At 64.8% G+C, this 22,978-nt stretch carries 18 protein-coding genes; 9 read left to right on the plus strand and 9 right to left on the minus strand.

The genetic code is table 11. From position 1 onward, the window contains the following. Positions 1–38: 38 nt before the first annotated feature. The 7 genes from CIW53_RS06800 to pilG all read right to left on the minus strand — a co-directional run bounded on the left by CIW53_RS06800 (position 39) and on the right by pilG (position 12,053). Positions 39–563, minus strand: a complete 525-nt coding sequence (locus CIW53_RS06800; protein ID WP_149363920.1) for a chemotaxis protein CheW — start codon at positions 561–563, stop codon at positions 39–41. Next, the gene (locus CIW53_RS06805) at positions 560–2,257 is read right to left on the minus strand and encodes a chemotaxis protein CheB (RefSeq protein WP_149363921.1); all 1,698 of its coding nucleotides are present in this window, start codon (positions 2,255–2,257) and stop codon (positions 560–562) included. The genes CIW53_RS06800 and CIW53_RS06805 overlap by 4 nt, the downstream gene beginning before the upstream one ends. Beyond that, positions 2,250–8,453, minus strand: a complete 6,204-nt coding sequence (locus tag CIW53_RS06810; RefSeq protein WP_149363922.1) for an Hpt domain-containing protein — start codon at positions 8,451–8,453, stop codon at positions 2,250–2,252. The genes CIW53_RS06805 and CIW53_RS06810 overlap by 8 nt, the downstream gene beginning before the upstream one ends. 102 nt (positions 8,454–8,555) lie before the next feature. Next, complete coding sequence (locus CIW53_RS06815; RefSeq protein WP_149363923.1) at positions 8,556–10,586, minus strand: methyl-accepting chemotaxis protein; 2,031 nt, start codon at positions 10,584–10,586, stop codon at positions 8,556–8,558. Between the two features lie 126 nt (positions 10,587–10,712). Beyond that, positions 10,713–11,252, minus strand: coding sequence for a chemotaxis protein CheW (locus CIW53_RS06820; RefSeq protein ID WP_149363924.1), 540 nt, complete (start codon positions 11,250–11,252; stop codon positions 10,713–10,715). Further along, a complete protein-coding gene (locus CIW53_RS06825) occupies positions 11,249–11,620 on the minus strand; it encodes a response regulator (RefSeq protein ID WP_149363925.1) in 372 nt (123 codons plus the stop codon). Before CIW53_RS06825 ends, CIW53_RS06820 begins: the two co-directional genes overlap by 4 nt. A 22-nt stretch (positions 11,621–11,642) precedes the next feature. Beyond that, positions 11,643–12,053: a twitching motility response regulator PilG gene (pilG, locus tag CIW53_RS06830; protein WP_277949627.1), complete on the minus strand. Its 411-nt coding sequence runs from the start codon at positions 12,051–12,053 to the stop codon at positions 11,643–11,645. Positions 12,054–12,395: 342 nt separating this feature from the next. On the opposite strand from pilG, the gene gshB reads away from it, so the two are divergent. The 7 genes from gshB to CIW53_RS06865 all read left to right on the plus strand — a co-directional run bounded on the left by gshB (position 12,396) and on the right by CIW53_RS06865 (position 18,791). Further along, positions 12,396–13,373, plus strand: coding sequence for a glutathione synthase (gshB, locus tag CIW53_RS06835; protein ID WP_149363927.1), 978 nt, complete (start codon positions 12,396–12,398; stop codon positions 13,371–13,373). Further along, a complete protein-coding gene (locus tag CIW53_RS06840; protein WP_149363928.1) occupies positions 13,370–14,236 on the plus strand; it encodes an energy transducer TonB in 867 nt (288 codons plus the stop codon). The genes gshB and CIW53_RS06840 overlap by 4 nt, the downstream gene beginning before the upstream one ends. A 56-nt stretch (positions 14,237–14,292) precedes the next feature. Next, on the plus strand, positions 14,293–14,862 hold the full coding sequence (locus CIW53_RS06845) for a YqgE/AlgH family protein (protein ID WP_149363929.1): 570 nt from the start codon (positions 14,293–14,295) through the stop codon (positions 14,860–14,862). Further along, positions 14,859–15,278, plus strand: a complete 420-nt coding sequence (ruvX, locus tag CIW53_RS06850) for a Holliday junction resolvase RuvX (protein WP_149363930.1) — start codon at positions 14,859–14,861, stop codon at positions 15,276–15,278. Before CIW53_RS06845 ends, ruvX begins: the two co-directional genes overlap by 4 nt. Before the next feature lie 60 nt (positions 15,279–15,338). Further along, positions 15,339–16,265 carry an aspartate carbamoyltransferase catalytic subunit gene (locus CIW53_RS06855; RefSeq protein WP_149363931.1) on the plus strand — a complete coding sequence of 309 codons (927 nt, stop codon included), beginning with the start codon at positions 15,339–15,341 and terminating at the stop codon, positions 16,263–16,265. A 118-nt stretch (positions 16,266–16,383) separates the two neighbouring features. Then, complete coding sequence (locus CIW53_RS06860) at positions 16,384–18,171, plus strand: hypothetical protein (protein WP_149363932.1); 1,788 nt, start codon at positions 16,384–16,386, stop codon at positions 18,169–18,171. A 245-nt stretch (positions 18,172–18,416) separates the two neighbouring features. Further along, positions 18,417–18,791 (plus strand): BON domain-containing protein, encoded by a 375-nt coding sequence (locus CIW53_RS06865; protein WP_149363933.1) that lies wholly within the window; start codon positions 18,417–18,419, stop codon positions 18,789–18,791. Positions 18,792–18,864: 73 nt separating this feature from the next. On the opposite strand, the gene CIW53_RS06870 is transcribed toward CIW53_RS06865, so the two are convergent. Beyond that, positions 18,865–20,037: a PilT/PilU family type 4a pilus ATPase gene (locus tag CIW53_RS06870; protein WP_149363934.1), complete on the minus strand. Its 1,173-nt coding sequence runs from the start codon at positions 20,035–20,037 to the stop codon at positions 18,865–18,867. A 147-nt stretch (positions 20,038–20,184) separates the two neighbouring features. After that, complete coding sequence (locus tag CIW53_RS06875; protein ID WP_149363935.1) at positions 20,185–21,222, minus strand: type IV pilus twitching motility protein PilT; 1,038 nt, start codon at positions 21,220–21,222, stop codon at positions 20,185–20,187. A 323-nt stretch (positions 21,223–21,545) separates the two neighbouring features. Here CIW53_RS06875 and proC point away from each other — a divergent pair, with 323 nt between their 5' ends. Together proC and CIW53_RS06885 are read left to right on the plus strand one after the other, a co-directional pair. Beyond that, complete coding sequence (proC, locus tag CIW53_RS06880; protein ID WP_149363936.1) at positions 21,546–22,370, plus strand: pyrroline-5-carboxylate reductase; 825 nt, start codon at positions 21,546–21,548, stop codon at positions 22,368–22,370. Continuing rightward, the gene (locus CIW53_RS06885) at positions 22,367–22,942 is read left to right on the plus strand and encodes a YggT family protein (RefSeq protein WP_149363937.1); all 576 of its coding nucleotides are present in this window, start codon (positions 22,367–22,369) and stop codon (positions 22,940–22,942) included. The genes proC and CIW53_RS06885 overlap by 4 nt, the downstream gene beginning before the upstream one ends. The last annotated feature ends 36 nt before the right edge of the window (positions 22,943–22,978 follow it).

A 22,978-nucleotide genomic window follows, 5' to 3' on the forward strand; every position in this document is an offset into this window, starting at 1 on the left:
TTCGCAGGCGACCGGGCGGTGGCCCCAATCGCCTTCGTTCAGCCTTCTGCAGGCAACCGGGAATGCTCGCCGGGCGATGTCGATCCCGCCAGATCGCTGTCGTCGAGCAAATCCAGCAGCTCCGCTTCGATCCACTCCAGGTCAGGGATCATCGCGACGTCGTCCCGCACCAGTACTTGCGCGCGCACGCCCGCCGGCAACGGGCTGCCGTCATGGGTCGGAATGATCAACTCCGCATTCAGCGTGGTCAGGCGCGGAAAACCCTGGGTCAACACGGCGATGAACGGCAATCTGGGATTACCACCCAGCGCTTTCAGCACGGCGACGCGTACGCTCAGCTCGGCATCCCCTTCCCCGGCGGCCGCCAAATGGGCGAACGAGACCAGCGGCACCCGCCAGCCACGCCAGGCGATTCGCCCCAGCAGCCAATCGGGCGCGTCGGCCACCGGTTCCGGCGGTGTCTGCGTGATCACCTCGGCAACGGTGGCATTGGGCAACAGCAGACGCAGGTTGCCTACCGGCACCAATACGCAGCGAATTTCACGCGGCAGCGGATCACTCATGGAAACACCTCGATCAAGTGCGCCGCCAGCTGGGACGGCGTACCGGAGAAACTGACCAGCCGCTCGGCAAGGATGCCGCTGACCATGTCGGAAAAATGTTCGTCGGACGACGACTCCACCCAGACCTGGCCACCGCGATCGTGGATCGCCTGGGAACCGGCAACACCATCGGTCGAATATCCGGCAAACACGATCGCCAGCGCGTCACGGCCAAATACATTGGCCGCCGCGGTGAAGCTGGCGTCGATGGAGGGTGATTGCACCCCCGCGTCGTTGGCCACCAGTTCGATGGCACCGTCGCGGCGTATCCGCACCTCCTGCCCGGCAGGCGCGACCAGCACCTCGCCCATGCGCGCCCTGCCGCCGTGTTCAGCCACGCGTACCGGCAGGGTGCAATGTGCGGCGCAATGCGCGGCAAACCGCGTTGCCATGTCGGTTGTCGATTGCGTACCCAGATGCTGGACGAGCAGGAGCGTGCAACGGGCGTCGGCCGGCAATCCGCCGAGGAAATCGCATACCGACTCGGTGCCGTTGGCGGCGGCGCCCAGCAGCACGAGTCGGCTCAATGCGGAGCCAAGATCGTCCAGCAGCATTTCGTTTTCATGCACGTATGCCTGCGGCGCGATGGCTTCTTCGATCGACACGAGTTCGAGACTCATGGTTGGTTCGACCCCGAGTCCCACCTGCTCGACGTCGGGCGCGAGAAAGTCGGCGGCACTCAATTTTTCGATACCGAATGCAGCGGGATCCGGCTTTTCGGTGTCTATCGATGCCGACCCAACCGCTGGAGCCTCGTCGTCCAGCAGCGCCCATCCTGCGGGAGCGGCAATCGGAGCCACCGGCGCGGGGCCAGGGATCGGTGTCGCTGTCGTGGCCGGCACGGTCAGCAGCGAAGGATCGGCCTCGTGCAGCAACTGCAACTCTTCATCTGCCGGCGTGCCCGGGTCGACAATGTCCGTCGCGGGCTGGCCGATGGCATCCATCTCGGGCTGCACGCCAAAGTTGCCGTCGTGCAGCGGGGCCAGGTCTTCGTCATTGATATGGCGCAGGCCAGGACCGGATTCGTCCTCCCCGTCGGCAGGCATCTCGCCCGAAGCCAGCAAAGCTTCCAGCTCCGCCGCCAGGTTTTCCGATTCGGCGGTGGTCTTCTGCTCTCGCTGCCTGTCGTCGTCATCCGGCGCGACCGAAACTTCCGCAAAAGATTCCGCCGGAGTCGCCACTGGCGAAACGGCTTCGTCGGACGCCACCGCTTCGACAACCTCATTCGTGGCTTCGGCCGGTGTGCTGGGGGCGGTTTCAGCCGGATCGGCCGACGATGTTCCGAGACCACGCGCGTCCTGCGGTCGCGGCGGATCGATGTCACCCACCGCCAGCACCTTGACTGCCAGATGGCGGGCCCAGCGCGCACGATCCCAGCCGGCCAGCGCACGGCTGGCCTGAGCGTCGTTGAACACCACGCGTGGCTGGTCGCCGTCGATCACTTCGTACAATTGGTCGAGCGCATCGTCGGCCGAGTCGTCGAGATTGACTACAAGCACATCGGCGCCCACCTCGCGCAGGAGGTTCCGACTGAGGCTGGAGACACCGCCTTCATGGACGATCCGCGCGCCGCGATCCTGCAATGCTTCACGCAACTGGCCGCCCAGTTCGGTGTCGTCGAACAACAAGGCAACCGCCGGGCCCATGTCAGTCATCGATTGGTTCCATTGCACGCTGTTCCAGCACTTCGCTGATCTGCACCAGCAGCTCCGCTTCCTGATAGGGCTTGCCCAGATAACGGTCGACGCCGATGTCGAATGCGCGCTGGCGATGTTTGTCGCCGCTGCGCGAGGTAATCATGATGATCGGCACATCGCGCAGCCGCGGATCGGCCTTCATGTGGGTCGCCAGTTCGTAACCGTCCATGCGCGGCATCTCGATATCCAGCAGCATCATGTCCGGTACGCGTTCGTGCAGTTTTTCCAGCGCGTCGACGCCGTCCTTGGCCGTGCTGACTTCGTACTCGTGCCTTTCCAGCACGCGGCTGGTGACCTTGCGCATGGTGATCGAGTCGTCCACCACCATGACCAGCGGCCGAATCTGCACTTCCTCGATGATCGGTGTCTGCACCGCACTGAGACCGTCCGCCAGCCGCTGCTGGCGGCGGGTGATGCCGTGACGTACCAGCGGCGCGAGGTCCAGAATGACCAGCACCGAACCATCGCCCATGATGGTTGCGCCGAGCAGGCCCGGCACCGAGCTGATCTGCGGGCCGACCGACTTGACCACGATTTCGCGGGAGCCGAGCACGGCATCGATGCGGATGGCGGCGCGCAAGTCGCCCGCGCGGGTCAGCAGCAGCGGTTGCTGTTCGTCTTCTGCCGGCAGGCCGGGCGGCAGGCCGAGCAGTTCGGCCAGGTCATGGATGCCGTACTCCTCGTTGCCGTAGCGGAATGACGGTTCGTCGTCGGCCAGCAAGGCAGTCAGGTCGTCCGGGTTGACCCTGGCCACGCCCTGCACCGAAGTCATCGGGATCGCGAACGTCGCCTCGCCGATGCGCACCAGGATGGCCTGGGTCACCGCGAGAGTGAATGGCAGGCGCAACACGAAGGTACTGCCTTTGCCCGGTTGCGATTCGATCGACAACGAACCGCCAAGTTGCTTGATCTCGTTGGCGACCACGTCCATGCCGACGCCACGGCCAGCCAGCTGGGTGATCTTGCTGGCGGTGGAGAAGCCAGTGTGGGTGATCAGCGACAGCAACTGGTCGTCGGTCGGCTTGATGTCGGCGCGCAGCAACCCGCGTTCGATACCGCGCTTGCGGATTGCCTCGCGATCCAGTCCGCGACCGTCGTCGCTGACGCGGATCACCACCTCGGTAGCCTCGCGCGCGACCTGGATATGCACGGACCCTTCGGCCGGCTTGCCGGCCTTGCGGCGTTCGGCAGGTGTTTCGATGCCATGGGCAACCGCGTTGCGCAACATGTGCTCGAACGGCGCCTTGATGCGGTCGAGCAGGTTGCGATCCATTTCGCCGTGGGCACCGTCGACGTACAGCTGCGCGCTCTTGCCCTGCTCCTGCGCGGCCTGGCGCAAGGTACGACGCAGGTTCGGCACCATCGTGTCGAACGGCAGCATGCGCGTGCGCAGGAGGCCGTCCTGCAGCTCGGTACTGACGCGCGACTGCTGGATCAGCAAGGTCTCGGCCTGCCGGGTCAATTCGTCCAGCATGTTCTGGATCGACACCAGATCGGATACCGACTCCGCCAACGCGCGCGAGTACTGCTGCAACTGCGAGTAACGATCCAGTTCGAGCGGGTCGAACACGGTCAGGCCCGCTTCGCGATGTTCGCGCTGGAAACGCGCAATGATCTGCGCTTCGGTCTCGATCTCCAGCATGCGCAGCTGGCTGCGCAAACGCGCCACGGTCTGCTCGAGTTCGACCAGGTTGAAGCGGTAGCCCGCCACCTGCTGTTCCAGTCGCGAACGGTAGATCGCCACTTCGCCGGCGTGGTTGACCAGGCTGTCGAGCAGATCGGCGCGGACACGGATCTGCTCCTGCGAGGAGCGGACTTCGTCCTCTGCTTCGGGCAGCAGCGCCGGGAGATCGAACGCCTCAGGCGAGACCGTCGCCACCGGCCGTTCCGCTACAGGCAGAGGCTTCAATTCCGGCATCGCCGCAGCGGCCGGCTGGGTATCGTCGGCCAGGGTCTTTTCGCCAGCCATTGCCAGCAACTGGTCGATCATGGCTTGCGGATAATCCACCGCCTCAGCCTGCGACACTTGCTGGACCAGCGCGTGCAGCTTGTCGAAACTGGCTTCCAGCGCGGCAATCAGCGGGGCGACCTTTGTGCTGTCGTGAACCGGCTTTTCAAGCAGGGTCTCGATCGCGTGGGAGAGATCGCCTACCGACATCAGCCCGGCGATTCGCGCTCCGCCCTTGAGCGTATGCAGGTCTCGCTGCAGCTCCGCGACATGGCCCAATTCCGACGGCTCGGCATGCCATTGCGCCAGCACATCGTCTGCGTGATCGAGAATTTCGCGCGCTTCATCGATAAACACTTCCAGCAAGTCGGCGTCGATCTGGCCAGACCCTGCCAGCGCATAGCCCTGGTCTTGTGCATTTCCGACCAGCGCTTCAACGACTTCACCGCCGATACCGGCTGCATGGCTGATGCCAGCAACGGCCGAGGCCGCTCGTTCTGCTGCGGCTTGCTCTGCCGCGGCCTGCGCCGCTGCAGCTTGCGCTGCGGCGGCCTGCTCTGCGGCGGCCTGCTCCGCCGCGGCCTGCTCTGCCGCGGCCTGCTCTGCCGCGGCCTGCTCTGCCGCGGCCTGCTCTGCCGCGGCCTGCTCTGCCGCGGCCTGCTCTGCCGCGGCCTGCTCTGCTGCGGCCTGCTCTGCTGCGGCCTGCTCTGCTGCGGCCTGCTCTGCTGCGGCCTGCTCCGCCGCGGCCTGCTCTGCCGCGGCCTGCTCTGCTGCGGCTCGCTCTGCTGCGGCCTGCTCTGCTGCGGCCTGCTCTGCTGCGGCCTGCTCTGCCGCGGCTCGCTCTGCTGCGGCTCGCTCTGCTGCCGCCTCTCTCGCTGCGGCGTCCGTTGCCCGCTGGTACTCGGCCTCCTTTTCGGCTGCCGGTTGCGCCGCCAGGGTGGCATCCGGCTCGAACGCATCCAGTGCGGCGACCAGTTCAGCCGTCAGCGCATCGTGATGCGCGTCATCGGAATGATCTGCCGCCAAGGATTCCGCTTCGAACGATGCTTCGTCGCCAGCTTCCGTCGCTTGTGCATCGCCGGCGTCCCTTGGAGCCAATTCGCCAACCACGGCGTCGATATCGGATCGCGAGTCGGCGGCCACTGCTGCCGCAGCTTCCTCCGGATAAGGCTCGTATACGACATGAGCCACTTGCGACTCGGGGTAACTGTCGCGCATCTCGACGATCTGGGCGATGAGTGCGTCCACGTTCGGCAATTGCGGTTCGTCGACGCCGAACTGAGCCATCACGTGGTCGACCACGTTCACGGATTGGTTGAGCAGATGCACACCATCGGCCGATAACGGCAGGTTGCTTCCGCGCAGGCGCTTGAACAACCCTTCCAGCGGCGAAAGCAATTGTGTCAGCAGCGAAATGTCGACCATTGCGATGGCGCCATGCAGCGTATGCACGGCACGCAACAGATCCTCGCCAACCGGCAGCTCGGCCCCACTGCGCTGGATGGCGGCGCGGATGGTCTGCAGGTATTGCGCAACTTCGCTGCGCAGGATCTCCAGCAGAACCGGATCGACCGGCGGCATCACCGGCAGGCTTATCGATTCGACGGGTTCGGATTCCTCGTGCATGGCTGCCGCACTGAGGGCGTCGGTCAGACTGGCTTCCGGTACCGCCTCGCCTGCGGCAACCTGGCGCGGTATGCGGCGGCGCACGACGCGGCGAACCATTTCCGTTCCAGTCGACGCATGATCTTCCACGCTCGCCTGTTGGCCCGCAGCCAATTGCTCTGCCGTCCGCATGATCGCGCTGAGCGGCGCATCGGGCGCCCCTTCCCCCTTGAGGGCCGCGAGCAGGCCCGGCAAGGCTCCGATGGCACGGTGCGTCAACGCCTGCACACCGTCGTGCGGCTCGATGGTGTTGTCGAGCACGCGGTTGAGCATGTCCTCCACTTTCCAGGCAAATTCGCCAAGCACACCGGCCCCGACCAGCCGACCGGAGCCCTTCAGCGTGTGGAACGAACGGCGGATACTGATCAATGCCGCGGTCTGGCCCGGATCCGCCAGCCAGGCTTTTTCGGCCTCGGTCAGGTTGTCGATTTCCTCCTGCATTTCCTCCAGGAAGATGTCGCGGATATCGTCGTCGATACCTTCGGCGTTGATATTGAAACTGGTATTGGCTGCCAGGACATCGCGTACCGGAACCTGCTCGAAGACCTCTTCCTCGACTTCGATCCAGTCGTCGTCTCCGGATTCCGATGTGCCCTCTTGCAGCGACGCCGAAGGGGTCGTTTCGGTCTGTGCGAGGCGCAACCCGTCGAGGTTGTGGGCAGCTTCGGCGTGCGATTCGCTGTTGCCGATGAAAAGCTGTTCCACCTCGTCGCCTGGCAGCAGGCTGACCGATTCGGACAGTTCCGGGTGATTTTCGTAGTCCATGCCGGGGTGGGAATGGGCCACTGCAGCAGACTCGGGCTCGATATCGCGAATCGACGCGGCACGTGCTGCCGGCACCGGCCAGTACCCAAGCAGACCCAGGCTGTGTTCGGCCACGTCCAGGATGTGATCCAGACCACCTCGATGCTCGCGCGCGGCTTCCAGGTAGTACTCCAGCGCCGCCAGGGCGTCCGCCAGGTGGTCCATCTGAACGCCACTGGGCACGCGCTGGTCATCCAGCAGTTCGTAGCCGACGAAACGGCCTACGCCTTCGGCCAGCTCTGCGGACCGCGGGGACGAGAGCATGCGCATGGCACCGGCGACTTCCGCCATCAGCGCCGGCGTGCCGGCCAGGCGGGCATGTTCCCAGCCGGCCTCCACGAAAGCGACGATCGCCTCCTTGACTTGGGCCGTGTTGCGGATCGCCTCGTTCATCAGGGTGGTCACCACACCCAATGCTTCGCTGCGTGGCAACCCTCGGGACGTTGCACCCGCACCGGCATCTTCCCCGGCGCCGAGACTTTCGATGTGATCGTCCAGTGATGCCTCGACATACAGCAGGGCACCGGCCACGTCGAGCAGGGTTTCCTCGTCAGCCGCACGCATGCGGTTGGCGATTTCGTCCAGGACCCGACGCTGTTCGCTGACCACGCGGCGCGGCACGGCCAACGCCAGCATGCCCAGTGTGTCGCCAACGCGCTCAAGCACATCGCCCTGCACGGCCAGCTGAGCCGGGTCGCCATCCTGCTGACGCAAGAACAGATCCAGCGCTTCCTTGACGCGCAACAGGTCGTCTTTCAGCGCGCGCGAAACCGAGTCGAGCAAGGCGCGGTTGTGGCCGGCCATCGAACCACGGGCATGCTCCAGCTCACCAGCGTCCGGCAACAGGCTGTCGAGTGAATAGGTCGTGCGCAACAGATCCATCTGCGGACTGCGTTGCCGGGCCTGGGCCACGATGTAAAGCAGCCGCGACGCGACGTCGTCCGCATCGCTGCCGCGCAAGCTGCCTTCGCCGTTCTCGATCAGCTGGCGCATGCTGCGGTCGACCCTGCCGATCAACTGGCGTACTTCGCCGGCATAGCCCTTGAGCATGCCCTGTTCCAGGCCCTCCAGGACGCCGGCGGCGATCCACCACAGACGCCGACCGTGCACGTGGTAGCAGCGCGCGGTGATCGCCAGCAGCGTCTTGCGCATGTTGACCAGTTGTTGCGACGGCTGCTGACCACGAAACCACGCCAGCAATTGCTGCTGGAAGCGCAGTCGCAGGTCGACCAGCTCGGCGCGATGCGCCTCGGCATAGGTTTCGCTCATCGCGGCCGGTGCCTGCTCGGGCAGGAACGCGTCGAGGTTGGGGTGGAACATCGCCGATTCGGGCAGCGGCGGCTGCTCGCGGCTGGCACGCAAGTCGTTCAGCAACGGCAACAGCACCACCGGTACGTCGCGATGCCCGCTGGACAGTCGTTCGAGGTAATCGGGCAACTGCATCAGGCCCCGCATCAGCGCGGCGTAGGCTTCCTCGCGATGGCTGACATGATCCTCAAGCAGCGCGATGGAAAGCGTCTCCATCTCCGCGGTCACCGTCGCAGCGCCGTACAACTCGACCATCCGCAATGTGCCTTGCACCTGATGCAGGTGATTGGCGCATGAACGCATGACATCGCGGTTGCCCGGATTTTCTACGTAGGACTCCAGCGCCTCGCGGGCGCTCGACAATGTCTCGTCGAGTTCCGGCTTGACCCACTGCAGTGTGGTGAAATCGATGTGGTCTTGAAGTCTCATGCGCCTCTCTCAACGGTTGCCCAATGCCTGCATCCAGCAACCAGCGAGACTGCCCCCTGTCTTGTGCTTGTCTCAATCGGGCTGACATCAGCCCGGCCGATGTCAACCCGGCAGCTTGAAATGCGCCACCGAGCGACGCAGATCACTCGCCAGTTGGGCCAGCGTACCGATCGAGTCGGCCGTCTGGCTCGCACCCTGCGAGGTTTGCGAGGTAATTTCCTGAATCGCGTTCATCGAATGCGAGACATCCGTGGCCGCCGCGGACTGCACCCGCGCCGCGGTCGAGATGCTCTGGATCAGTGCCGACAGATCGTGCGAAACCCGCTCGATGTCGCCCAGCGCACTGCCGGCGTCCTCTGCCAGCCTCGCACCGGCGACCACCTCGGCGGTGGTCTGCTCCATCGAGTTCACCGCTTCGTTGGTATCGGACTGAATCGTCTGCACCAGCGTCTCGATACGCTTGGTCGCGCTGGTCGAACGTTCAGCCAGTCGCTGCACTTCGTCCGCCACCACCGCGAAACCGCGGCCCGCCTCACCGGCCGATGCCGCCTGGATCGCCGCATTGAGCGCGAGGATGTTGGTCTGCTCGGCGATGTCGTTGATCAGTTCAACGATCGAGCCGATCTCCTGCGAGGATTCACCCAGCCGCTTGATGCGCTTGGATGTCTCCTGGATCTGGTCGCGGATGGAGTCCATGCCGGAGATCGTCTCGCGTACCACTTCGGCACCGTGCGAGGCGATCTTCACCGAGCGCTCGGCCACGTCGGCCGACTCGGCGGAGTCCTTCGACACGATGTCCATCGAGCTCACGATCTGGTTGATCGCCGAGGTCGCCGAACTGATCTGCTGTGCCTGCTGCTCAGCCGCGTCGGCCAGGTTGCGGGCGGTGGTCTGGGTTTCCTGCGCCGATGACGACACCTGCTCGGAGGTCTCGTTGATGGTGGTCACCAGGGATCGCAGCTCGTCGATGGCGTAGTTCACCGAGTCGGCGATCGCGCCGGTGATGTCCTCGGACACGGTGGTCTTGACGGTCAGGTCACCTTCGGCGAGCGAACCCATTTCGTCCAGCAGGCGCATGATCGCCTCCTGGTTGCGCTGGTTCAGCTCGGCACTGCTGGCAAACCGGCGACGCTGGTCGCCGACCAGGGTGATCACCAGCAGCAGGGCGAACGCCACCGCGCCGATGGCGCCGAACAGGCCCCACCACACGTTCGGAAACAGTCGCCGCAATGGCAGTTTGCCGATCTGCTCGGACAGGTCGTTGGCGCGCAGCAGCACGGTTTGCGAATCGAGCGAGGCCTGGTTGCCGGCGCGCTTCACGTCGGCGATGTTGCCGGCGGCAGCGACGAGCTTGGCGACCGGATCGGCCAGCTTGGTCCAGCTGGCGTCCATGTCGGTGAGTATCTTGCGCGCGTTGGCGTCGTTGATCGGCTTCACGCCGCTGTCGGGGTTGCCCTCGATCAGGCCTTGCAGCACGCTGCCGTACAACTGCGCGTCACGCGACAGGCCGTCAGCCGCCGACTGCGCGGTATCGCCGCCCTGCAGCACTTCCTGCACGCGGCGGATGATGCGGTCAGCGGACAGCATTTGACGGGAGGTTCCCAGCATCTGCTCGGAGCTGCCGTTGCGCTGCTGCAGGATGTTGACCACCTGCTCCATGCTCGAGTTGAGCAACGGAATCTGCTGCGACAAGGTGTCGGCGCGCCGTCCCGAATCAAGCACGACCGCCTTGTTGGAGAGGATCTTGCTGATGTCGCCGTCCAGCTGTTTCCACGAATTGGTCAGCGCGGTGACGGCACGGCCTGCAGGCGTGAGGTTGTTGTCGGCATACGGCTGCATGCCACTCTGCGGGTCGCCCTTCTCCAGTCGCCGCACGGCCGAGTCGATCGAGTTGCGATTCGATTCCAGCTCCTTGAAGGAATCGGCATTGCCATCAGCCGATTCCAGCGCGGACTTTGCCGTCTGCTGTGACAGCACCTGGATCTGCGTGGTCAGCGCGATCGCCTGGCGATCCTCGCCGTTCTTCTGGTTGAGCAGGAAGAAATCCAGCGCCGCAAAACCAATCGCGATCAGCAGCAGGACAATGAGTACGGTGTAACCCCGTTCCCGGCTGACGCCCCCTGTAGTGCTCATGTTCACCTCGTCCGTCTGTTGCGTTGCCGGGCCCGCATCGTGGAGCGGTACCGGCCAGGGAATGATTGCCCCAAGTTTCCGGCCACCATGGGCGCCGGCCCTTCAATAGCTGTGATCTTTGTCGTATCAGGCCGCGGCCTGGCGGAAATCCGGTGCGCGTACCAGTCGGCTCATGCTGAACATCGCCAGCTGTTGCTCGCCCACCCGGTGGTCAACGAACCGGGCCAGCCGTGGGTCTTCCTCGCGCTCGGCTTCACGCCGCTGCTCCTCATCCACCGTCCGCTGACCGAACACTTCGTCCACGAGCAACGCCACGTTGCCGCCACCCTGCCGCACCACCAGCAGGCGGGTACGGTCGGAGTGCTGTGTGCGCTCGCCGAACAGGAAACGGGCAAAGTCGACTACCGGCACCAGATTGCCGCGCACATTGGCCACACCGAGCAGCCATGGCTGGGTTCCAGGCACCGAGGTAAGTGCCGGCACGGCCAGCAGCTCGTTGATTTCATCGATGCCGCTGACCAGCAGGCGCGAACCGACACGAAAACCGATGCCGCGCCACAGGCCGGGCGCTTCAAGCTTGTCCTGGGTATCCGAGGCGTGCGCCAGCGACAGGCGCTCGTACCGGGCCAGGATCTCGAAGGGGGTGCGGTTGACGGATTGGTTCATGTCGCGCTCGGCAACAGATCGGTGATGCAGGAAAGCAGCTCTTTTTCGTTCACCGGCTTGGTGATGAAAGCGCGGGCGCCCTGGCGCAGCCCCCATACGCGGTCCGTCTCCATGGACTTGGTGGTGATCATGACGATCGGGACCGCCTTGGTGACGGGATCACGCGTCAGCGTGCGGGTCGCCTGGAACCCGTTCATGCCGGGCATGATCACGTCCATGATCACCAGATCGGGCAGATCGGCGCGAACGCGCTCGATGCCCTCTTCCGCACTGCTGACGGCGATGACTTGATAACCCGCCCGTTCGAGCAGCGTGGTGAACACGCGCACGTCGGTAGGCGAGTCGTCGATGATGAGAATAGTGGCCACAGGTCCCCCTCAGAATCTGCAGTCAGTGGTTCGATACCAGACTGACGTGGCGATGGATGGCACCGAGCAGCTCGTCCCGCGTGAACGGCTTGGTCAGATACTGCTCGGCACCCACGATGCGGCCGCGGGCCTTGTCGAAAAGGCCGTCTTTCGAACTCAGCATGATGACCGGTGTGGCCCGGAACAGGGGATTGTTCTTGATCAGCGCGCAGGTCTGATAACCATCCAGCCGCGGCATCATGATGTCGACGAAGATGATCGCCGGCTTCTGATCGGAGATCTTGGCCAGCGCCTCGAATCCGTCCACCGCCGTCAATACCTCGCAGCCCTCTTTCTTCAGCAGGGTTTCCGCCGTGCGGCGGATGGTCTTCGAGTCATCGATCACCATGACCTTGAGACCAGCCAAGTCGTTAGAGCTCACGTTCAAATTCACTTGCTCCCCCTGCGGCTCGCCCGAGCTCAGGATAGGCATACGGACATGCACTAACCATGCCCCGGATGCACATGTAAAAAATTGCGAAGACCCGCCAGACGGCGCCCGCTCTACGACTGGCGCCCCAAGCCTTGTTGTTTACTGCCTGCCCGCCAAGACTGTCAAGCGATAATAGCCCGATTGCCGCTCGCTGCGTGACGGGTGCCGTGCAGTGGCATCATGTGGCCTTTTGCGACCATTGCGTCTCATGCCGGCCTTGTCGTCGTCAATCGACTCGGCGACCATCCCCTTCCGCATGCCTGCCCGGCGTGACACCGGCAGGCCAAACCACGGAGAACCACGATGACCCTGTCGGTCGGCGTGCTGATGGATCCCATCGGCGCGATCAAGATAGCCAAGGACACCAGCTTCGCGATGCTGCTGGAAGCCCGGCGCCGCGGACATGCGCTGCATTATTTCGAACAGGGCGACCTGGCCCTGCGCGATGGCGTGCCGTGGGCGCGGATGGCCACGCTGGAAGTGCGCGAGGATCCACGCGACTGGTACACGCTGGGCCAGAAGCAATGGCGCGACCTGCGTGAGCTCGACGTCGTGCTGATGCGCAAGGACCCGCCCGTCGATGCGCAGTTCATCTATGACACGATGGTGCTGGAAGCAGCCCAGCGTGGCGGGGTCACCGTGATCAACAATCCGCAGGCCTTGCGCGACTGCAACGAGAAGCTGTTCGCGCTGGCCTTCCCGTCCTGCATTGCGCCCACCCTGGTTTCCCGCGATGCCGGCGAGCTGCGCCGGTTCACCGCCGAACACGGCGAGGTGGTGTTGAAGCCGCTGGACGGCATGGGCGGGCGCGGCATTTTCCGGGTCAGGGCCGGCGACAGCAACCTCAACTCGATGCTGGAAACCCTGCTCGGCGGCGACGCCCACGGTGCGGGACGGCAAATGGCGATCGCACAGAAATACATCCCGGAAATCCGCGCTGGCGACAAGCGCATTCTGGTGGTCGACGGCGAACCCGTGCCATACGCGCTGGCACGCATCCCGCAGGGCGACGAGTTCCGCGGCAACCTCGCCGCCGGCGGGCGCGGCGAAGGCGTGCCGCTGTCCGAGCGGGACCGCTGGATCGTGGCCCAGGTGGCGCCGGAGCTGCGCCGACGTGGCCTGCTTTTCACCGGGCTGGACGTGATCGGTGACTACCTGACCGAGATCAACGTCACATCCCCGACCTGCGTGCGCGAACTGGATGCCCAGTTCGGGCTTAACATTGCCGGTCAGCTGTTCGATGTCATCGAGCGGCGCGCCACTGGAAATCGCAACGCGTGAGTACCACCGCCATCGCCGCCACCCGTCCGGAGCCGATCGGCGCCACTTTGCTGTTCTCGCTGTTGCTGCACGGCGTGCTGTTGCTGGGCATCACGTTTCATTTCGCCACGACCGGCCCCAGCCTGCCCACCCTCGACGTGACCCTGGTCAACGTGGCCAACCGGGAGGCGCCGGACAAGGCGGATTTCCTGGCGCAGGCCAACAACAGCGGCGGCGGCCGGAGCGAGCATGCCGCACGGCCGTCGCAGATGTTCTCCGGTGCGCTGCCCAAGCCCGATCCCGGCATTGCCGCCAGGCCGGTCGAAGCAACCACGCCCAAACCGCGCGAGGCCACTCCGACCCGTATGGTCACGACGACCGGCGCGAGCCGTTTCAGCGTCGCCAGCGACACCGCGCAGAGCGAAATCGACCCGCAGGAACAGACACCGACTGCGGACGAGCTGAAGCGCCAGCAGGCGATCGCCCAGCTGGCGGCCGAACTGCGCAACCAGACCGAAGCGCTGGCCAAGCGGCCGAAGAAAAAGTTCATCTCGGCGAATACCCGGGAATACGTGTACGCCAGCTACATGCGTGGCTGGTCGGACCGGGTGCAACGGATCGGCAACCTCAATTACCCGGAGCAGGCACGCCGGCAGAAGCTGTATGGCGACGTGCTGCTTACCGTCGGCCTCAACCGCGACGGCAGCATCAAGGTGGTCACGGTGATCAAGAGCTCCGGCCAACCGCTGCTCGACGCCGCCGCCGAACGCATCGTGCGGCTGGCGGCGCCGTTTCCGCCGTTGCCGAAGGACGCCAACGTCGACGAGCTGTACATCACCCGCACCTGGCAATTCCTGCCGGGTGATATCCTGCGCAACAGATAAGCGTCGTCATCCGGCGTTCGCACGGAGCGGCACCTGCCGGGCTTACAATGTGGCCCATGAGCACGACGACGCCGAACATTCTCACCGGGCATTTTCTGATCGCCATGCCGAACCTGGCCGCGCCGCCGTTCGCGCGCAGCGTGGCGCTGCTGTGCCAGCACGACGAGGATGGTGCGGTCGGCCTGCTGGTGAACCAGTTGTCCGAGTACCGGTTCGGCGACGTGCTGGCGCAGATGAAGCTCGACTGCATGGACAGCGAACTCGGCGACGCGCCGGTGTTGATCGGCGGCCCGGTGCAACAGGAACGCGGCTTCGTGCTGCATCGCGAAGCCGGCGACTGGGAATCCAGCTATCGCATCAACAATGACTGGTCGGTCACCACCTCGCGCGACATCCTGGTCGCGATGGCAGGCGGCGAAGGGCCACGCCAGGCGATCATGGCCCTCGGTTACGCCGGCTGGGATGCCGGCCAGCTGGAACAGGAACTGATGGCAAACGCATGGCTCACCGCCGAGGCCTGCGGTCGCGTGGTGTTCGACACCCCACTGGAGGAGCGCTGGAGCGCCGCCGCCGGACTGGTCGGGATCGACCCGCGCCAATTGTCCGGTTATGCAGGTCACGCATGAGCTGCGTGTTCGGCTTCGACGTCGGTTCCCGGCTGACCGGCCTGGCCATCGGCAATACCTTCACCGCCAGCGCGCGGGCACTGACCACGATCGCGGTACACGACGGCGAGCCGGACTGGACCCGCCTGGACGCGGTACGTCAGGAATGGCTGCCGAACACCCTGGTTGTGGGCCTGCCACTGACCCTGGATGGCGCCGAACAGCCGGCCAGCCGGCGAGCCCGCCACTTTGCCGCCCAATTGCAGCAACGCTACGAACTTCCTGTCGTGCTGGTCGATGAGCGACACAGTTCGCAGGAAGCCGCCCGACGATTTGCCGCCGCCCGCGCAGCCGGACTCAAGCGCCGCCACGATGCCGCAAGCATCGATGCCGAAGCGGCCGCAGTGATCCTCGAACACTGGTTGAGCGGGGCCTAGGCCCGACACCGTCGACTACTGAATCCACCGCATCCCTCAGCCAACTTCAGAGCTGCCGTCATGAGCCCTCGCCTGCGCCACTTCACCACCCTGGAACATCTCCCACGCGAAACCCTCGAGCGCCTGCTCGATCGCGCCGAATCGCTGCGCGACGCCTGCGCCCACGGCACCCGCAAGATCAACGTACTGGCCGGCCGCACCGTACTGAACCTGTTTTTCGAGCCATCCACCCGCACCCGCACCTCGTTCGAACTGGCAGCACGGCGGCTTGGCGCCGACGTAGTCAACTTCGACATCGGCTTCTCCTCCACCAGCAAGGGCGAGGAGTTGTATGACACCTTGCATACGCTGGAGGCGATGCACCTCGACGCGATCATCGTGCGCCACAAGCAGTCGGGCACGCCGGACGAACTGGTGCGCCATGCGATGAGCGGCGTGTCGGTGATCAACGCCGGCGACGGCAATCGCGCCCATCCCACCCAGGGGTTGCTGGACGCCCTGACGATCCGCCAGCACCGACCGGACTTCGAGAAGCTCACGGTGGCGATCTGCGGCGACATCAAGCATTCGCGGGTCGCGCGATCGGACATTCATGCGCTCAGCACGCTGGGCGTGAAGGAAATCAGGCTGTGCGGCCCGGCCGCGCTGATGCCGGCGACGGACGAATTTCCGCAAGCGCGCCACTTCGACGATTTCGACAAGGCCATCGGCGGCGTGGACGCGATCATCATGCTGCGGCTGCAAAAGGAGCGCATGGAGTCCACCGACCTGCCGGACGAGGCTGCCTATTTCAATCGCTATGGCCTGGACCGCCGACGCCTTGCACTGGCCGGCCACGGCTGCCTGGTGATGCATCCGGGCCCGCTCAACCGCGGCATCGAAATTGCGTCGGACGTTGCCGATGGCGCGCAGTCGCGCATTCTCGAACAGGTTGGCAATGGCGTGTTCGTGCGCATGGCCGTGCTCGACGAAGTACTCGCCCGCTGAGCATGTCGCCCGCCCTGCCCGCCCGGACAGCGGGTTGGCGAGCAGCCGTCGTCGCAGCGCCGCACTGCGCAAGCGGGCATAATCAGCCACGCACCATTCACCACTTCTGGGGATCAACATGCGATCGACGACGCGATTTGTCGCGCTCGGCCTGGCCGGCATCTTGCTGGCGGCCTGCGGACACAAGGACAAGGATGCACCGCTGGCTTTCGTACCTGCGGACACACCGTACGTCGTGGCCAACCTGGACGTGCTGGACGACAGCACCCGCGCAGCCCTGCTTGCGCAGGCTGATGCGCAGTTGCCGTCGCAGGTGGCGCAGCTCAACGCCGCCGCCGACCGCATGGCGGCGAAGGATCCCGATGGCGCACGCCTCATGCACGCGCTGGCGGCAGAGTTCAGCGGAAAGACCGTCGAAGCTTTCGCGCAGAGTGCGGGACTCGACCTCAAAGGCCATTCCGCGCTCTACGGCCTGGGCCTGGCACCGGTCATGCGCGTCGAACTGAGCGATCCGGGCGCGTTCGAGGGTTTCATCGGCCGGCTGGAAACCGCCTACGGCAAGAAGCTCGACGTCGCCAACGTGGACAAGCAGAGCTATCGCAAATATGCGTTCGCCGCCTCGGGCACCGAGCTGATCCTGGCGACGGTCGGCAAGCAGGCCGTGGCTGCGCTGCTGCCGGCCAACGTTTCACCCGCCCTGCTGCGTCAGGCGCTGGGCCTGGATCGCCCGCAGAAGAGCCTGCAGGACGACGGTCGCCTCGTGGCCTTGGCCAAGGCCAAGGATTATCAGAAGTGGCTGGTCGGCGACCTTGACCTGACCCGCGCCCTGCCATTGGCCCTGGGCGGCAAGGATCCGTTGTTCAGCGCGATCCTCAAGGCGCACGCCGAAGCCGAGTCGGCCAAGACCGGCGAGCCGGTGGCCAACCAGTTGCAAACCTCGCCCAGCTGCGTGAGCGAAGCCGGCCGTATTGCCGCACGCGTCCCGTCGATGAGCTTCGGCTATACGCGACTCGACGCCAAACATCAGAACGCGCGTTTCGACGTGTCCCTGGCCGATGACATCAGCAAGGCATTCGCCGACCTCAAGGTGGAGCTGCCGGGACTGGGCAGCCCCGGCACCGCGCCGTTCGACCTGAGCATTGCACTGCCGGTCGCGCAGTTGCGCACGTTCTGGATGGCGCAGGCCGATGCCGTTGTAGCCAAGCCGTTCACCTGCCCGGCGCTGACCGACCTCAACGACGGCTTCGCCAAGCTTGGCCCGGCGATGCAGAAAGCCGCCATCCCGCCATTCGGCGACATGCTAGGCCTGCGTATCGCGCTTGACACGCTGGCGCCCGGGCAGTCCAGCCTGCCTTCGTTCAGCGGACGCATCGTGTTGGGTTCCAACAACCCCGTCGGCCTGCTCGCCATGGGTCAAATGATGGTCCCCGCGCTGGCCAAGCTGAAGCCCGTCGACAACGGCGCGCCACTGCCGCTGCCGAAGGACATGGTCAACATGATCGGACAGCCGGCATGGCTCGCCTTGAGCGACAAGGCACTCGCGCTCGGGGTCGGCCCCGGCGAGGACGCCAAGCTGGTCGAAACGCTGAAGTCCGCCACCGGCGATGCCGGACGCATGACGCGCATGCACCTCAGCGGCGCCATGTACCTGCAGTGGCTGCAGCTTATGGAGCAGAAGGTCGACAGTCTGGCTGCCGCCACCGCCGCGATCAGCAAGAGCGACGAACCGTCGATCGATGGCGTCGACAGCGACGACAGCGCGACGCTGGCCGCCGCGAATGCGGCGCGCTCCAAGGCGCAACTGGCCGCGATGAAATCCCAGGCCGAACGCGTGGACAGCATCGATGCCGAGATGCACGTCGACAAGGACGGCATGGTGATCACCAGCGAGACTGTTCTGAAATAAGTCCGGCAAGAAAGGCCGGGGCGCTGCGGCGTCCCGGCCTTTTTCTTGCGCCGGATTCACGCCGGCCAACGCCAACCGAACACGGTTGTAACTTGCTCTTCGCATAGGTAATCGCTCGCTGAACCGGTACGCAGCCTGCCGACACGCTTTTCACGGCCCGGCTGATGCCATGGCGCCACGGAAACCGGCAAAACGGTATCCGCCTGTCCGTGACGACAGACTTTCACTCAGCAAGGAGATCGCCAATGCGCACCCACTCGATGATCCGCACCAGCCTGTTCGCCACCGGCCTGATGGTCGCCTTTGCGGCAGTTCCCTTCAGCCAGACCTTCGCCCAGGAAGCCAGCGCCCAGATGGAGAAATCGTCCGACAACCAGACCGTGCCGGACAAGGCAGCCGATGCCTGGATCACCACCAAGGTCAAATCCGAGTTCGGCACCACCAAGGGCGTCGAAGCGACCGACATCTCGGTGTCGACCAGCGATGGCGTAGTCACCCTGACCGGCAACGTCGCCACCGCAGCCGAAAAGAAACGGGCCGTAAGGGTGGCCATGAAGGTCAAGGGCGTCAAGAGCGTCGACGCGAGCAGATTGGTCGTGGGTGCGGGCATGTCCCACTGATCGGCAAACTGCCCATTGCAAACGAAGAAGGAGCCCGCCGGGCTCCTTCTTCGTTTGCAATGCCAGACCCGCCTCAGCGATTGAGCAGATTGGAACCGCCGCCGAAATTCTGCGTGTTCTGCGTTTCCTCCAGTTCCACGCCGTCCAGCCCCTGCGACAGCGTGTGCGCGTCGCCGCCCTGCGCCAGCTTGATGCGCAGGCGCACCTCGTTGGAGCTGTCGGCGTGGCGCAGTGCGTCTTCGTAGCTGATCTCCCCGGCGTGATAGAGCTCGACCAGGCTCTGGTCGAAGGTCTTCATGCCGAGCAGTGTCGACTCCTTCATCACTTCCTTGAGCTTGTGGATCTCGCCCTGGCGGATGTAGTCCTGCACCAGCGGCGTGCCCAGCAGCACCTCCACTGCGACCCGGCGCGCCTTGCCGTCGGGGGTGGGAATCAACATCTGCGCCACGATGCCCTTCAGGTTCAACGACAGGTCCATCAGCAACTGCTGGCGGCGATCCTCCGGGAAGAAATGCAGGATGCGGTCCATCGCCTGGTTGGCGTTGTTCGCATGCAGCGTGCACAGGCACAGGTGGCCGGTTTCGGAGAAGTTGATCGCATGCTCCATCGTCTCGCGCGTGCGCACCTCGCCGATCATGATCACGTCCGGCGCCTGGCGCAGGGTATTCTTCAGCGCGTTGTCCCAGCTGTCCGTGTCGATGCCCAGCTCGCGCTGGGTGATGATGCAGCCCTCGTGCTTGTGCACGTACTCGATCGGATCCTCGATCGTGATGATGTGGCCGGTCGAATTCTGGTTGCGGTAACCCACCATCGACGCCAGCGAGGTGGATTTGCCGGTGCCGGTGCCGCCGACGAAGACGATGATGCCGCGCTTGGTCATCGCCAGCTGCTTGATCACCGGCGGCAGGGTCAGTTCCTCGATGGTCGGGATCTTCGACTCGATCCGGCGCAGCACCATGCCCACGCAATTGCGCTGGTAGAAACACGAGACGCGAAAACGCCCCACGCCCTGCGCGGAGATCGCGAACTGGCACTCGTGGGTCTTCTCGAATTCCTCGCGCTGGCCCGGCGTCATCACGTTGAGCACCATGTCGCGCGACTGCTGCACGCTGAGCGGACTCTGCGTGATCGGCACGATCCTGCCCTGCACCTTCATCGAAGGGGCGACGCCCGCCGTGATGAACAGGTCGGACGCCTTCTTGTGCACCATCAGTTTCAGGAACGAGGTGAAATCGAAGTCGCTCATGGCTCTAGTCCCGGGAATCGAGAATGGGGAATCGGGAATCGGCGCATCTTGCAAATCGGTCGCTGGGGAGATGGGTGTTCAAGCCGGAGCAACGCTCCGTCCCACGCTTTTCAGGCATTGCCCATTGCCCATTCCCGATTCCCGGCTTCACTTGAAGGTGTCCTTGTTCTTCGCGTAGCTGGATGCCTGCTGGCGGCTGACGACACCGCGCTTGACCAGATCCTGCAGGCACTGGTCCAACGTCTGCATGCCGAACTGCTGGCCGGTCTGGATCGACGAATACATCTGCGCCACCTTGTCCTCGCGGATCAGGTTGCGGATCGCCGGGATGCCGACCATGATCTCGTGCGCCGCGATGCGCCCGCCGCCGACCTTCTTCAGCAGCGACTGCGAAATCACCGCGCGCAGCGACTCGGACAGCATCGAGCGCACCATCGGTTTTTCGCCGGCGGGGAACACGTCGATGATGCGGTCGATCGTCTTGGCCGCCGAACTCGTGTGCACGGTGGCGAACACCAGATGGCCGGTCTCCGCCGCGGTCAGCGCGAGGCGGATGGTTTCCAGGTCGCGCAACTCGCCGACAAGGATGTAGTCCGGATCCTCGCGCAATGCCGAACGCAGCGCCTCGTTGAAGCCGAGGGTGTCGCGATGGATCTCTCGCTGGTTGACCAGGCACTTCTGCGAGGTATGCACGAATTCGATCGGATCCTCGATGGTGAGGAAGTGGCCGTATTCGTTCTTGTTGATGTGGTCGACCATCGCCGCCAGCGTGGTCGACTTGCCCGAGCCGGTCGGCCCGGTCACCAGGATCAGGCCCTGCGGCTGCTCGATCAGCTCCTTGAAGATGCGCGGACAACCGAGGTCCTCCAGCGTCAGCACCTCGGAGGGAATCGTGCGGAATACGGCGCCGGCGCCGCGATTCTGGGTGAAGGCATTGACGCGGAAACGCGCCAGCCCGGGAATCTCGAACGAGAAATCGGTTTCGTAGAACTCTTCGTAATCGCGCCGCTGCTTGTCCGACATGATGTCGTAGATCAGCGAATGCACCTGCTTGTGTTCAAGCGCGGGAATATTGATGCGGCGCACGTCGCCGTCGACGCGGATCATGGGCGGCAGCCCGGCGGACAAATGCAAGTCCGAGGCCTTGTTTTTCACCGAGAAGGCGAGCAGTTCGGCAATGTCCATCTATCGTTCCCCTCAACCGATCGTCCGGATGCATGGATTGATGCCACAACGAAGGACCGGCGAGCCTTGCAGGCGCGGTGCGACGCTGGGCGCACACACCACGAAACCACCCGAACTGACCATCCGACTCCCCCTGTAGCCGCGTCGATACTACTCGCGCAACCGGCTGTGCTACCAGTCTTTTCCGTGGGCGAAGCGCAAACTGTCGACCCGGTTTGCATACTCGCGCCGGCGGTTGCGTTCGCGGGCTCTCCCGGCAACAGACTTTCTCGTGAAAGCGCCGACTCCGGTAAGGTAGCGTCCCGGACCAGAAGGAACCCTGCATGACACGACTTGCCTTCATTGGCGGCGGCAACATGGCGCGCAGCCTCATCGGTGGCTTGCTGAAAACCGGCGTCGCCCCGGCCACGATCAGCGTGGCCGAACCCATGGCCGAAGCGCGCCAGACGCTCGGTCGCGAATTCGGCGTGGCCTGCTATGCCGAGAACCGGCTCGCCGTGGCAGATGCCGAAGTGATCCTGCTGGCGGTCAAACCGCAGATCATGCCGGCGATCCACGCCGAACTGCGCGACACCCTGCAACGCAATCGCCCGCTGTTGATATCGATCGCCGCCGGCGTACGGCTGAACCAGCTGGAACGCTGGTTCGGCAGCGGCCTGCCGATCGTGCGCTGCATGCCGAACACCCCCGCGCTGATCGGTGCCGGTGCTACCGGCCTTTGCGCGAACAACCGGGTCAGCCCGTCCCAGAAGGCCCAGGCGCAACACATCCTGGACGCCGCCGGGATCACCCGCTGGATCGAAGACGAGGCGCTGATGGACACGGTCACCGCACTGTCCGGCTCCGGTCCGGCGTACTTCTTCGCCCTGGTCGAGGCACTGGAAGCCGCCGCCGTCGCCCAGGGCCTGCCACGCGACACCGCCCGCGCGCTGGCCGCGCAGACCTGCCTCGGTGCCGGCCGCATGCTCACCGAAGGCGGCGAAGACCCTGCCGTGCTGCGCCAGCGCGTCACCTCGCCGCATGGCACCACCCAGGCCGCATTGGAAAGCTTCAGTACCGACCGACTCCCGCGCATCGTGGCCAACGCCGTGGATGCAGCCACCCGACGCGGCGTCGAACTCGCCGCCGAACTGGACAAACTGTCGTGAGCTATCTGCTGAATGCACTGTCCATGCTGATCGGATTGGCGTTCGACGCCATCATCGTGCTGCTGCTGCTGCGCACGGCGGCCGAAGCCTGCCGCGCGGATTTCCACAACCCGCTGAGCCAGTTCGTCTACCGTTACACCAACCCGGTGCTGGCACCGATCCGTCGGGTGTTGCCGAACTGGCGACGGATCAACCTGGCCGCCCTGTTGCTGGCATGGCTGGCGATGCTCTTGAAGCGCCTGCTGCTGTTCGCCCTGCTCGGCGTGATGGCGCAACTGCCCGGCCTGCTGGTGTTGTCACTGGCCGAACTTCTCGACTTCGCGCTGCTGTTCTATCTGGTGCTGATCTTCGGCTGGTCGCTGCTGAGCATGTTCGCCGCCGACCAGCGCCATCCGCTGCTGCGCCTGACCAGCGCACTGGTCGCGCCGCTGATGCGCCCACTGCACGGCAAGCTGATCGCCGGCCAGATCGACTTCGCGCCGATGGCGGTGATGATCGTGCTGCTGCTCGCCCGCCTGTTGATTGCCGCGCCGTTGATTGACCTGGGGGCACGGTTGGCAATGGGCGGCTGAGCTTCTTTGTGGGGGCGGTGGCTGCAATTCCACGCC

The sequence above is a fragment of the Rhodanobacter sp. T12-5 genome (assembly GCF_008329435.1).
Classification (GTDB): domain Bacteria; phylum Pseudomonadota; class Gammaproteobacteria; order Xanthomonadales; family Rhodanobacteraceae; genus Rhodanobacter.